This is a genomic window from Variovorax davisae, from assembly GCF_030316845.1.
GTDB classification, from domain to species: Bacteria; Pseudomonadota; Gammaproteobacteria; order Burkholderiales; family Burkholderiaceae_C; genus Variovorax; species Variovorax davisae.
Genome location: NZ_JASZYS010000008.1, coordinates 317,227 through 329,047 on the forward strand (window position 1 = coordinate 317,227; position 11,821 = coordinate 329,047).

Consider the following 11,821-nt stretch of genomic DNA (forward strand, 5'->3'; position numbering starts at 1 on the left):
GGAGGGGCGCGGTGCGTCAGCGCACCGCGTCGAGCAACTTGTTGACCCGCGTCTCGGCGGCGTCCTGGGTTTCGCGCACGGTCTTCTTGCTCAGCTGCATGGTGACCAGTTCTTCGTTGATCGCCTGCTGCACCGCCGCCGCGCGCGGCACGTTGTGCGCCAGCCCGCGGCCGATGGTCGAGATCTCGGTGATCTTCCCGCGCATCGGCAGCGCCTTGAACTCGGCGCTGTCGTAGACGCGCTTGTTGGCCGGCAGGTGGCCGGTGCGCGACCACTCGAACTCGTTGTCCCAGAGGAACTTCATGAAGCTCAGTGCGGCCTTGCGGGTCTTCTCGTCCTTGGCGCCGCCCTTCAGCATGACCCAGGCATGGCCGTCGGCGAAGGTGGCGCGCTTGGCGAACAGCTGCGGGAACGGGATCACCAGGTAGCCGCCGTGCGCCGGCGAATCGGCCTTCTCGGAGGCGGCCATGAAGTCGTCGATGCGCCAGGTGCCGGTCAGCGCCACGGCGGCGTCGCCCTTGAACCAGGCCTGGTTGACGGCGCCGGAGTCGACGCCCTGCACCACCAGCCCCTCGGTGTACAGGGTGCGCATCAGCTCCAGGATGGCGGTCACGTCGGGCTGGTGCATGTCGATGCGCGGCTTGGCGCCTGCCGTGAACAGGTTGCCGTTCTGCTGGAACATCATCGAGAAGAAGGTCCAGGTGTTGGTCGGCACGCCGCCGGCGGTCGGCCAGGCGAAATAGGCCTTGCCGGTGGCCTGCTTGTACTTGCGCGCCTGGGCCAGCAGCTCGGCCGGCGACTTCGGGATCTGCACCGAGCCGTCGGCATTCACCAGGCCCGCCTGCTTGAGCAGGTGGGTGTTGATGTGCCAGAGCCACGACCAGGTGTCGAAGGGCAGGCCGTAGGTCTTGTCGTTCATGGTCACGCCGGCGCGCGCGGTATCGGTGAAGTCGGCCGGGCTGATGCCGACCGCCTTCAGGTCGGCGTCGATCGGCTCGATCAGCTTGCGGTTGACGTAGTCGCCGATCGACGACTGGTGCATGACGGCGATGGTCGGCACGTCGCGCGCCACGATCCGCGCCGTCAGCTGGTCGTAGTACGGCCCCCATTCGGCGATCTGGGGCTTGACGACGACGTTGTCCTTGTTGGTGGCGTTGTACTTGTTGACCAGGGTCGTGATGACGCCGCATTCGCCGCGCGCCGCCCGCACGTCGGTCGACTTGCCGAAGTCGGCCTCGCAGGCGCCGAAGAAGCGCGCCAGCGTGATCTCGGTCTTGTCCTGGGCCTGCACCGGCTGCAGGGCAGCCGCCGCAAGGGCCAGGACCGACGCGGTCTTGAGGAGGGTTCTGATCATGGTGCGCTTCCGTTCAGCGCACGGAATCGAGCAGCTTGTTGACGCGGGATTCCGCGGCGTCCTGGGTCTCGGCCAGCGGCTTCTTGCTGACCATCATGTTGCCGATTTCCTGGTCGACCGCGATCTCGATCGCGCGCTGGCGCGGGATGCTGTGCGGCATGCCGCGGCCGGTCGACGACAGCTCGACGATGTTGCTGCGCATCGGCAGGGCCTTGAAGGCGGCGCTGTTGAGCGCGGTCTTGTTGGCCGGCAGGTGGCCGGTGCGGGCCCATTCGCCGTCGTTGTCCCAGAGGAACTTCAGGAAGGTGAGCGCCGCCTTGCGCTGGGCTTCGTCCTTGGTGCCGCCCTTGAGCATCACCCAGGTGTGGCCGTCGGCGAACTCCGACTTGCGGTCGAGCAGCTTGGGGAACGGATACACCGCGTAGCCGTTGCTGAGCGCCGTGCCGGGCTTCTCGGCCTGGGCCACGAAGTCGTCGATCTTCCAGGTGCCGACCACCACCACGCCGGTCTCGCCGTTGACGAAGGCCTGGTTGGCCGCGCCGTAGTCCAGCCCGGTCATGACCAGGCCTTCGCTGTACATCTGGTTCATCAGGGTCAGCGCCTTGGTCGCCTGCGGCGACTTCATGTCGAGCTGCGGCTTGGCGCCGCCCTTGAACAGCTCGGCACCGTTCTGCTGGTAGAACAGCGACAGGAAGGTGCGCATGTTGGGCGAGGTCGAGTTCACGGTGGTCCACGAGAAGTACGGCTTGCCCGTCGCTTCCTTGAACTTGCGCGCCTGCGCCAGCAGTTCCTCGGGCGTGGTCGGCATCACCGGCGTGCCGTCGGGCTTGGTGAGGCCGGCCTTCTTCATGAGGTTCAGGTTGAAGTGCCACAGCCAGCCCCAGGTGTCGAAGGGCAGGGCGTAGGTCTTGCCGCCGAACTGCGTGCCGGCCTTGGCATGGTCGCTGTATTCGGCGGTGTCGATGCCGGCCGCCTTGAAGCTGTCGTCCACCGGCTCGATCAGCTTGCGGCTGACGAAGTCGCCGAGCGACGATTCGTGCATCACGGCGATGGTCGGCACGTCGCGCGCCACGATCCGGGCCGTGAGCTGGTCGTAGTACGGGCCCCATTCGACGATCTGCGGCTTGACGACGATGTTGTCCTTGTTGGTGGCGTTGAACTGGTTCACCAGCGTGGTGATCACGCCGCATTCGCCGCGCGCGGCCTTGACGTCGGTCGACTTGCCGTAGTCGGCCTCGCAGGAACCGAAGAAGCGCGAGAGCGTGATCTCGATCTTCGGCTGCGCCTGCACGGCGCCCGAGAAGGCGGCGCAGAGGCCGAGGCCGATGAGTGCGCGGGTGGCTGTCGTATTCATTCGAGTCTGTCTCCTGGGGGTGGTGGTCTGGCGGGTCATTTCGCGGCCGTGCCGGAGACGGCCGCGATGATGTATTTCTGGAAGAACAAGTAGAGGATGAACACCGGGAGCCCGGCGAACACGGCCTGCGACATCAGGTAGCCGATGCCCTCGGACTGGCCGAAATTCGATTGCGTCGAAGCCAGCCCGAGGGTCAGCGTGTACATGTCGGGCTTGGAGGCCGAGATCAGCGGCCACAGGTAGTCGTTCCAGGCATGCAGGAAGGTGAAGATGCCGAGCGTGGCCTGGGCCGGGATCGACAGCGGCAGGATCACCTTGAAGAAGATCTTCAGGCGCGACGCGTTGTCGAGCATCGCCGCCTCCTCGATGTCGCGCGGGATGGCCTTGAAGTACTGCGTCATCAGGTAGACGCCGAAGGGCGTCGCCAGCCGCGGCAGGATCAGCGCCGTGTAGGTGTTGTGCATCTCGAGGTCGGCGAACATCAGGTGCAGCGGCACGATGATGGCCTGCTCCGGCACCGTGAGGCCGGCCAGCACCGCGAAGAACAGCAGGTTCTTGCCGGGGAACTCGGTGCGGGCGAAGCCATAGCCCGCGAGCGAGGCCAGCACCAGCATCGCGAAGGTCTGCACCACCGAGACGATGACGCTGTTCATCGTCCAGCGAAACACCGACGAGGTGCCGATGATGTCGGTGTAGTTCTTGAGCGTGAAAGGCCCCGAGAAGATCACGTCGGTGCGCACGGTGAGGAACTCGTTCGGCTTGAACGAGAGCGCGAAGACCCACACCAGCGGCGCGATCCAGACCACGGCCAGCGCGATGACGGCGCCGAGAATCAGGCGGTTGCCGAGGCTCTTGCCCACGATGTTCTGCATGTCAGTACTGCTCCTTGCGGCTGGAGATGTAGACCTGCACGGCCATCGCGATCAGCATGATGCCGAACAGCACCTGCGACGCAGCCGCCGCGGCGCCCAGCGTCCAGTGCTGGAAGCCGGCCTCGTAGATGAACTGCACGATCGGTCGCGAGCTGTTGTTCGGGCCGCCCTGCGTCAGCAGCTGGGCCTGGCCGAACAGCTGAAACTGCAGGATGACCTCGATCACCGCGACCAGCGCCACCGTGCGTCGGATCGCCGGCAGCGTGATGTGCCACAGGGTGCGCCAGCGGCTGGCGTTGTCGAGCGCGGCGGCCTCGTAGACCTCGCCCGGCACCTGCTGCAGGGCGGCGAGGAACAGCATCATCGGCAGGCCGATGATCCACCACACGGTGACGGCCGCGACCGTCGGCAGCGCCCAGGCTTCCGAGGTCAGCGGCGACAGGTCGGGCAGCCCGGTGGCATGCGTCAGGTTGGCCAGCAAGCCCTGGTGCGGCATCAGCACCAGCTTCCAGACCAGCGTGACGATGGTGACCGACAGCACCGACGAGCCGAAGAAGATCGCCCGCAGCGCGGCGGCCGTGCGGCCGGGCCGGTTCAGGGCCAGCGCCAGGGCGAGGCCGAGCGCGACGAAGACCGGCGTCGACATCGCCACGAAGGCGAAGGTGTTGCGCACGGCGCCGCGGAAGATGTCGTCGTGCCACAGGTCGCTGTAGTTCTTGAAGCCGACGAAGTCCGCCGTCTGCGACAGCATGTCGACGTCCTGCAGGCTCATGTAGATGCCCTTCAGCAAGGGCAGCACGAGCAGCAGCAGGTAGACCACCAGAAAGGGCACGATGAACAGCGCGTTGCTCCAGCGCGAGCCGCTGCGGGCCCCCGTGGCGCGGCGCCGGGCCGGCGCCGCGGTGCCGGCCGGAAGGGTGGCGCTCATGGGGCCCTCCGCGCCGCCGCGTGGTGGGCGGCGCCCGAGGGGTCGAACAGGTGGACCGCCGCCGGATCGAGGCGCAGGCCGATGACGTCGCCGGCCATGATCTCGCTGTCGCGCGCCGCATGCGCGACCACGGTGCCGCCCGAGCGCAGCGCGATGTGGGCATGGGTCTGGTCGCCGAGCCGCTCGACCACCTCGGCAGTGCCGACCAGCACGCCGGCGGCGTCGGCGCGCTCGATGGCCAGCGCTTCGGGGCGCACGCCCATCTCGAGCGTCGCGCCGGCCGGCAGCGAGCCCGCGTCGACCGAGGTCTGGACCAGCGTGCCGTCGGGCAGGCGCACGGCCGCGCGGCCGTCCAGGCCGTCGGCACGCGTCACGTCGATGAAGTTCATCGCCGGCGAGCCGATGAAGCCGGCCACGAAGCGCGAGGCCGGATGCCGGTAGATCTCCATCGGGCGGCCGATCTGCTCGATGCGGCCCTGGTTCATCACCACGATGCGGGTGGCCAGGGTCATGGCCTCGACCTGGTCATGGGTCACGAACACCATGGTGGACTTGAGGCGCTGGTGCAGGCGGGCCAGTTCGATGCGCGTGCGGGCGCGCAAGGCGGCGTCGAGGTTCGACAGCGGTTCGTCGAACAGGAAGGCCGCCGGCTCCTTGACCACCGCCCGGCCGATCGCCACGCGCTGGCGCTGGCCACCCGACATCTGGACCGGCTTGCGCTGCAGCAGCGGCACCAGTTCGAGCATGCGCGCGGCTTCCTGCACGCGCCGGTCGATCTCGGGCTCGGCCACGCCGACGTTGCGCAGGCCGAAGGCCATGTTGTCGTAGACCGTCATGTGCGGGTAGAGCGCGTAGTGCTGGAACACCATCGCGACGTCGCGCGCGCCGGGCGGCAGGTGGGTCACGTCCCGGTCGGCGATGCGGATCTCGCCCCCGGACACCGGTTCCAGGCCGGCGATCATGCGCAGCAGGGTGGATTTGCCGCAGCCCGAGGGGCCGAGGAAGACGAGGAACTCGCCCGGCTCCACCGCCAGCGCGAGGTTCCTGATCACATCGACGCTGCCGTAGCGCTTGTCGATGCCCGTGAGTGTGATGCCTGCCATGCTTGTCTCCAGTGTTCGGGTCGTGTGCGCCGGGCCCTGCGGGTCCCCGGCGAGGTCAGTGGGAATGCCGCGGCACCCCGGCGCCGCGCGTGCCCACGAGGAAATCGAAATCGCAGCCCTCGTCGGCCTGCATGACGTGCTCGACGTAGAGCTTGCGGTAGCCCGAGCCGTCGGCCGGGTCCGCCTGCTGCGCGGCGGCCCAGGTCGCGAGCCGGTCGGCGAGCTCGGCGTCGCTCACCTCGAGGTGCAGCCGGCCGGTGTCGGCATCGAGTTCGATCCAGTCGCCCTCGCGCACCACCGCCAGCGGGCCGCCGGCGCGCGCCTCGGGCGCGACATGCAGCACCACCGTGCCGTAGGCGGTGCCGCTCATGCGGGCATCGGAGATGCGCACCATGTCGGTCACGCCCTGGGCCAGCAGCTTCGGCGGCAGGCCCATGTTGCCGACCTCGGCCATGCCCGGGTAGCCGCGCGGGCCGCAGTTCTTCAGCACCAGGATCGAGTCGGCGGTCACGTCGAGCTCGGGATCGGCGATGCGCGCCTTGTAGTCGTCGAGGTTCTCGAAGACCACCGCGCGGCCCCGGTGCCGCAGCAGCCGCGCGGTGGCGGCCGAGGGCTTGAGCACCGCGCCCCGGGGCGCCAGGTTGCCGCGCAGGACGCGGATGCTGCCGTCGGCGACCAGCGGGGCGTCCCAGTCGCGGATGACCTCGGGGTTGTAGGAAGGGGCGTCCTTGACGTTGTCCCAGAGCGTCTGGCCGTTGGCGGTGAGCGCATCGGGATGCGGCAGGCGGCCGGCCTCGCCCAGGCGGCGCAGCACGGCCGGCAGGCCGCCCGCATAGTAGAAGTCTTCCATCAGGAAGCGGCCCGAGGGCATCAGGTCCACCAGCGTGGGCGTGCCCTGGCCGACGGCCGTCCAGTCGTCGAGCGCGAGCTCGACGCCGATGCGCCCGGCGATCGCCTTCAGGTGGATCACGGCGTTGGTCGAGCCGCCGATGGCGGCGTTGGTGCGGATCGCGTTCTCGAACGCCTGGCGGGTCAGCAGCTTCGACAGCCGCAGGTCCTCGCGCACCATCTCGACGATCCGGATGCCGCTCATGTGGGCCAGCACGTAGCGCCGGGCGTCGACCGCCGGGATGGCGGCGTTGTGCGGCAGCGTGACGCCCAGCGCCTCGGCCATGCAGGCCATGGTCGAGGCCGTCCCCATGGTGTTGCAGGTGCCCGCCGACCGCGACATGCCGGCCTCGGCCGACATGAACTCGTGCAGGGTGATGGTGCCGGCCTTGACCTGCTCCGAGAGCTGCCAGACCACCGTGCCCGAGCCGATGTCGCGGCCCTGGTGCTTGCCGTTGAGCATCGGCCCGCCGCTGACCGCGATCGCCGGCACGTCGACGCTGGCCGCGCCCATCAGCAGGGCCGGCGTGGTCTTGTCGCAGCCGACCAGCAGCACCACGCCATCGATCGGATTGCCGCGAATGGATTCCTCGACGTCGATGCTGGCCAGGTTGCGGGTGAACATCGCGGTCGGGCGCAGGTTCGATTCGCCGTTCGAGAACACCGGGAACTCGACCGGAAAGCCGCCTGCTTCGATGATGCCGCGCCGCACGTGCTCGGCGAGCTTGCGGAAGTGGGCATTGCAGGGCGTCAGTTCAGACCAGGTGTTGCAGATCCCGATGACCGGCTTGCCCTGGAATTCATGGTCGGGGATGCCCTGGTTCTTCATCCAGCTGCGGTACATGAATCCGTTCTTGTCGGCGGTCCCGAACCATTCGGCGGACCTGAGCTTGACGGGCGACTTCGACATGGAGGCTTTCGTGGGGATTGAACGAAGTCGCAAATATAGTAAGACTATTGGTCTGTATTGCCTCGGGGAAACCCCTAGATTTACCCATTTTCTTGTCATTAAGTATGACTACATAATCGGCTGACCGAAGCATTTCCCGCCTTCGCGGGCACCACCATGACCACCGCCTTTGCCCACTATCCGAGCCTGGCCGACCGCACCGTCCTGATCACCGGCGGTGCGACCGGCATCGGCGCCACCCTCGTCGAACAGTTCGCGGCGCAAGGCGCCAGGGTCGGGTTCATCGACATCGACACCGCGGGCGCCACGCTGGCCGAAGGCCTGGCCGGTGCCCGGCACGCGCCCCTCTTCGTCGCCGCCGACCTGACCGATATCGATGCGCTGGAAGCCGCCATCGAGGCCGTGCGACGCCGCCACGGCCCGATCGCCGTGCTGCTCAACAACGCCGCCAACGATCGCCGCCACCGCATCGAGGACACCACGCCCGAGGCCTGGGATGCGGGCATCGCGGTCAACCTGCGGCACCAGTTCTTCGCCGCCCGCAGCGTGGCGCAGGACATGCGCCAGGCCGGCGGCGGCTCGATCGTCAACTTCGGCTCGATCAGCTGGAAGCTCAAGCAGGGCGGGATGCCGGTCTACACCACCGCCAAGGCGGCGGTGCAGGGTCTCACGCGCAGCCTGGCGCGCGACCTCGGCGCCTTCAACATCCGGGTCAACACGCTGGTGCCGGGCTGGGTGATGACGGAAAAGCAGCTGAGCCTGTGGGTCGACGATGCGGCGCGGGCCGAGATCGCGCGCGGCCAGTGCATCAACCAGCCGCTGATGGCCGAGCACATCGCGCGCATGGCCCTGTTCCTCGCGGCCGACGACAGCGCCATGTGCACGGCCCAGGACTTCGTGGTCGACGGGGGATGGACGTGATGCAGGCGCAGCTGCTGGTCGACGCCCGGGCCCGGCTGGGCGAATGCCCGCTGTGGTGCGAGCGCGAGGGCGCGCTCTACTGGACCGACATCGAGGGCGCCACCCTGCATCGCTGGGACGCGGCGCAGGGGCAGACACGGCAATGGACCCTGCCGGAGCGCCTCGGCAGCTTCGCCTTGTGCGAGAGCGGCTCGCAGCTGCTGCTGGGGCTGGCCTCCGGCATCGCGCTGTTCGACCTGGCGCAGGGGACGCTGTCGCCGATCGTGCCGGTCGAGGCCGGGCAGCCCGCCACGCGGATCAACGATGGCCGCTGCGACCGCGAGGGACGCTTCGTGTTCGGCATGTTCAACCCGGCGGAGGCGCCGGTCGGGCACTTCTATCGCGTCCATCCCGACCTGCGCATCGAGCGCCTGGCGCTGCCGCCCGCGGGTGTCGGTAACAGCATCGCCTTCAGCCCGGACGGCCGCACGATGTACTACACCGATTCGCCGACGCGGACCCTCTTCAGCGTCGACTACGCGGCCGACGGCCGCCTCGGCACGCCCCGGGTCTTCGTCCAGCTGGGCGAGAGCGATGGCTTCGCCGACGGCTCGGCCGTGGACGCCGACGGCGGCCTGTGGAACGCGCAGTGGCGCGGCAGCTGCGTGGTGCGCTGGGACGCTGAGGGCCGCGAGTCGGCCCGGTTCGAAGTGCCCGCGTCGCAGGTGACCTGCCCGGCCTTCGGCGGTGCGGACCTCGACCAGCTCTACGTGACCACCGCACGGGCCGGCCTCTCGGCGGCCGAGCTGCAGGCGCAGCCCGAGGCCGGCGGCGTCTTCGTCCTGCAGCCGGGCTGGCGCGGCCTGCCGGAATCGCGCTTCGCGGGGGCGCCGTGAACGCGACGGCGCGGATCGTTCGCCGCGAATTCGGCACGCTGGCCGATGGCCGCCAAGTCTTCGAATACACCCTCGACAACGGTGCGGGCCTGTCGCTGAGTGCCATCAACCTGGGCGGCATCGTGACGTCGCTGCGCGTGCCGGACCGCCACGGCAGGGCCGAGAGCATCGTGCTGGGCCTCGCAACGCTCGCGGACTACGAGACGCGCAACCCGCACTTCGGGACCATCGTCGGCCGCCATGCCAACCGCATCGCCCACGGCCGGTTCTCGATCGACGGCGAGCCGTTCCAGCTCGCGCTCGACGCCGGCAGCCCGCACGCGCTGCATGGCGGGCCCGGCGGCTTCGGCCGCTGCTGGTGGGACATCGAGCCCGTGCCCTCCACGGGCGACGGCAACGTGGCGCTGGCGCTCACGCGCGTGAGCGCCGACGGCGAGCAGGGCTACCCCGGGCGGGCGGAAATCCGTGTGCTCTACACGCTCACCGCGGACAACGCCTACCGCATCGACTACGAGGCCCGCAGCGATCGCGCGACCATCGTCAACCTCACGCACCACGACTATTTCAACCTCGCGGGCCAGGGCAGCATCCTCGGCCATCGACTCACGATCCCGGCCAGCCGCTATTGCCCGGTCGACGAGAGGCTGATTCCCGAGGGCATCGCAGCGGTGGCCGGGACGCCCTTCGATTTCCGCTCGCCGTCGACCATCGGCGAGCGCATCCGCGACGGTCATCCCCAGCTGCTGCGCGCACGGGGCTACGACCACAACTGGGTGCTGGACCCGGTCGACACCGCGGGCCTGCGCTTCGCCGCCCGCCTGGCCGATCCGGTGTCGGGCCGCGTCATGGACATCGAGACCACCGAGCCCGGCCTGCAGTTCTATTCCGGCAACTTCCTCGACGGCAGCCTGCCGGGCGCGACCGGGCAGGCCATCCGGCAGGGCGACGGCCTGTGCCTGGAGACCCAACACTTTCCGGACGCACCGAACCAGCCCGGCTTTCCCTCGACGCTGCTGCGGCCGGGGGAGATCCATTCGAGCACCACGGTGCACCGCTTCGGGCTGTGCGCCCCCCATCCCACCGAGAGAACCTCATGACTGCAACCACGACTCCCCGCTACCAAGGCCTGTTTCCGGTCGTCCCCACTCCCTTCACCGACACCGGCGCGCTCGACCTCGAAAGCCAGAAGCGCGCCGTCGACTTCATGATCGATGCCGGTTCCAACGGCCTGTGCATCCTGGCCAACTTCTCGGAGCAGTTCCTGCTGGCGGACGACGAGCGCGAGGTGTTGACGCGCACGATCCTCGAGCACGTGGCCGGGCGCGTGCCCGTGATCGTGACCACCACGCACTTCAGCACCCAGGTCTGCGCCGAACGCAGCCAGCGCGCGCAAGCCATGGGCGCGGCGATGCTGATGGTCATGCCGCCCTACCACGGCGCAACCTTCCGGGTCGGCGAGCCGCAGATCCACGAGTTCTATCAACGGCTCTCCGATGCCGTGACCATTCCGATCATGATCCAGGACGCGCCGGCGGCGGGCACGCCGCTGTCGCCGGCCTTCCTGGCGCGCATGGCGAAGGAGATCGAGAACGTCGCCTACTTCAAGATCGAGACCGCGGGCGCGGCGGCCAAGCTGCGCGAGCTGATCCGCCTCGGCGGCGATGCGATCGAAGGGCCCTGGGATGGCGAGGAGGCGATCACGCTGGTGCCCGATCTGGATGCCGGCGCGACCGGCGCCATGACCGGCGGCGGCTTTCCGGACGGCATCCGCCCGATCCTCGACGCCTGGCGTGAAGGCCGGCGCGACGAGGCGATCGCGGGCTACGAGCGCTGGCTGCCGCTCGTCAACATCGAGAACCGCCAGTGCGGCCCGCTGGCCGCCAAGTCGCTCATGAAGGAGGGCGGCGTGATCGCCTGCGAGGCGCCGCGGCATCCGTTCCCGCCGATCCAGCCGGCCGCCCGCAGGCTGCTGATCGACACCGCGCGCCGGCTCGACGCGCAGGTCCTGCGCTGGGCCCGCTGAGCCAAGGAGCGAACCATGCAGAACTTCGACAACCTCATCAACGGCGAATGGCGCGCGGCGGCCAGCTACAGCCCGAACGTCAACCCGAGCAACCTGGGCGACGTGCTGGGCCAGTACGCGCAGGGCGACGCGAGCCAGGTGGACGCCGCGGTCGCGGCCGCCACCGCCGCCTTCCCGGCCTGGTCCACGGGCGGCATCCAGGCGCGCTCCGAGGCGCTGGACAAGATCGGCAACGAGATCCTGGCGCGCAAGGAAGAGCTGGGCACGCTGCTGGCGCGCGAAGAAGGCAAGACGAAGGCCGAAGGCATCGGCGAAGCCACCCGCGCGGCGCAGATCTTCAAGTTCTTCGCCGGCGAATGCCTGCGCCTGTCGGGCGAGGTGCTGCCGTCGGTGCGCCCCGGCATCGGCATCGAGATCACGCGCGAGCCGGTCGGCGTCGTGGGGCTCATCACGCCGTGGAACTTCCCGATCGCCATTCCGGTCTGGAAGATCGCCCCGGCGCTGGCCTTTGGCAATTGCGTGGTCATGAAGCCGGCCGACCTGGTGCCGGGCTGCGCCTGGGCGCTGGCCGAGATCATCAGCCGCTCGGGCAT

The 11,821-nt window shown here is 69.0% G+C and carries 11 protein-coding genes; 5 read left to right on the plus strand and 6 right to left on the minus strand.

Annotated elements, in window-relative coordinates; translation table 11 throughout:
* Positions 1-16 precede the first annotated feature (16 nt).
* The 6 genes from QTI33_RS20370 to QTI33_RS20395 are packed head-to-tail and all read right to left on the minus strand — an operon-like array spanning position 17 to position 7,409.
* Positions 17-1,354, minus strand: a complete 1,338-nt coding sequence (locus QTI33_RS20370; protein WP_286508084.1) for an extracellular solute-binding protein — start codon at positions 1,352-1,354, stop codon at positions 17-19.
* A gap of 13 nt (positions 1,355-1,367) precedes the next feature.
* A complete protein-coding gene (locus QTI33_RS20375) occupies positions 1,368-2,708 on the minus strand; it encodes an extracellular solute-binding protein (protein ID WP_286508085.1) in 1,341 nt (446 codons plus the stop codon).
* Positions 2,709-2,743: 35 nt separating this feature from the next.
* Positions 2,744-3,580 carry a carbohydrate ABC transporter permease gene (locus QTI33_RS20380; RefSeq protein WP_286508086.1) on the minus strand — a complete coding sequence of 279 codons (837 nt, stop codon included), beginning with the start codon at positions 3,578-3,580 and terminating at the stop codon, positions 2,744-2,746.
* A gap of 1 nt (position 3,581) precedes the next feature.
* Positions 3,582-4,508 carry a carbohydrate ABC transporter permease gene (locus tag QTI33_RS20385; protein ID WP_286508087.1) on the minus strand — a complete coding sequence of 309 codons (927 nt, stop codon included), beginning with the start codon at positions 4,506-4,508 and terminating at the stop codon, positions 3,582-3,584.
* On the minus strand, positions 4,505-5,611 hold the full coding sequence (locus QTI33_RS20390) for an ABC transporter ATP-binding protein (protein ID WP_286508088.1): 1,107 nt from the start codon (positions 5,609-5,611) through the stop codon (positions 4,505-4,507). Before QTI33_RS20390 ends, QTI33_RS20385 begins: the two co-directional genes overlap by 4 nt.
* 55 nt (positions 5,612-5,666) lie before the next feature.
* On the minus strand, positions 5,667-7,409 hold the full coding sequence (locus QTI33_RS20395; RefSeq protein ID WP_286508089.1) for an IlvD/Edd family dehydratase: 1,743 nt from the start codon (positions 7,407-7,409) through the stop codon (positions 5,667-5,669).
* A 156-nt stretch (positions 7,410-7,565) separates the two neighbouring features.
* Here QTI33_RS20395 and QTI33_RS20400 point away from each other — a divergent pair, with 156 nt between their 5' ends.
* From QTI33_RS20400 to QTI33_RS20420, 5 genes are all read left to right on the plus strand, one after another.
* Entirely contained in the window at positions 7,566-8,330 is a 765-nt protein-coding gene (locus QTI33_RS20400) for an SDR family NAD(P)-dependent oxidoreductase (protein ID WP_286508090.1), read from the plus strand.
* The gene (locus tag QTI33_RS20405) at positions 8,321-9,205 is read left to right on the plus strand and encodes an SMP-30/gluconolactonase/LRE family protein (protein WP_286508091.1); all 885 of its coding nucleotides are present in this window, start codon (positions 8,321-8,323) and stop codon (positions 9,203-9,205) included. The genes QTI33_RS20400 and QTI33_RS20405 overlap by 10 nt, the downstream gene beginning before the upstream one ends.
* Positions 9,202-10,302 carry an aldose epimerase family protein gene (locus tag QTI33_RS20410; protein ID WP_286508092.1) on the plus strand — a complete coding sequence of 367 codons (1,101 nt, stop codon included), beginning with the start codon at positions 9,202-9,204 and terminating at the stop codon, positions 10,300-10,302. The genes QTI33_RS20405 and QTI33_RS20410 overlap by 4 nt, the downstream gene beginning before the upstream one ends.
* Positions 10,299-11,228, plus strand: a complete 930-nt coding sequence (locus QTI33_RS20415) for a dihydrodipicolinate synthase family protein (RefSeq protein ID WP_286508093.1) — start codon at positions 10,299-10,301, stop codon at positions 11,226-11,228. Before QTI33_RS20410 ends, QTI33_RS20415 begins: the two co-directional genes overlap by 4 nt.
* A 15-nt stretch (positions 11,229-11,243) precedes the next feature.
* Positions 11,244-11,821 (plus strand): aldehyde dehydrogenase family protein (locus QTI33_RS20420; RefSeq protein WP_286508094.1); only part of this gene is annotated, 578 nt, incomplete at its 3' end.

Coding starts and splice junctions, on each gene's coding strand:
- QTI33_RS20370 (WP_286508084.1), bottom strand. CDS start 1,354: ATGATCAGAACCCTCCTCAAGACCGCGTCGGTCCTGGCCCTTGCGGCG.
- QTI33_RS20375 (WP_286508085.1), bottom strand. CDS start 2,708: ATGAATACGACAGCCACCCGCGCACTCATCGGCCTCGGCCTCTGCGCC.
- QTI33_RS20380 (WP_286508086.1), bottom strand. CDS start 3,580: ATGCAGAACATCGTGGGCAAGAGCCTCGGCAACCGCCTGATTCTCGGC.
- QTI33_RS20385 (WP_286508087.1), bottom strand. CDS start 4,508: ATGAGCGCCACCCTTCCGGCCGGCACCGCGGCGCCGGCCCGGCGCCGC.
- QTI33_RS20390 (WP_286508088.1), bottom strand. CDS start 5,611: ATGGCAGGCATCACACTCACGGGCATCGACAAGCGCTACGGCAGCGTC.
- QTI33_RS20395 (WP_286508089.1), bottom strand. CDS start 7,409: ATGTCGAAGTCGCCCGTCAAGCTCAGGTCCGCCGAATGGTTCGGGACC.
- QTI33_RS20400 (WP_286508090.1), top strand. CDS start 7,566: ATGACCACCGCCTTTGCCCACTATCCGAGCCTGGCCGACCGCACCGTC.
- QTI33_RS20405 (WP_286508091.1), top strand. CDS start 8,321: ATGGACGTGATGCAGGCGCAGCTGCTGGTCGACGCCCGGGCCCGGCTG.
- QTI33_RS20415 (WP_286508093.1), top strand. CDS start 10,299: ATGACTGCAACCACGACTCCCCGCTACCAAGGCCTGTTTCCGGTCGTC.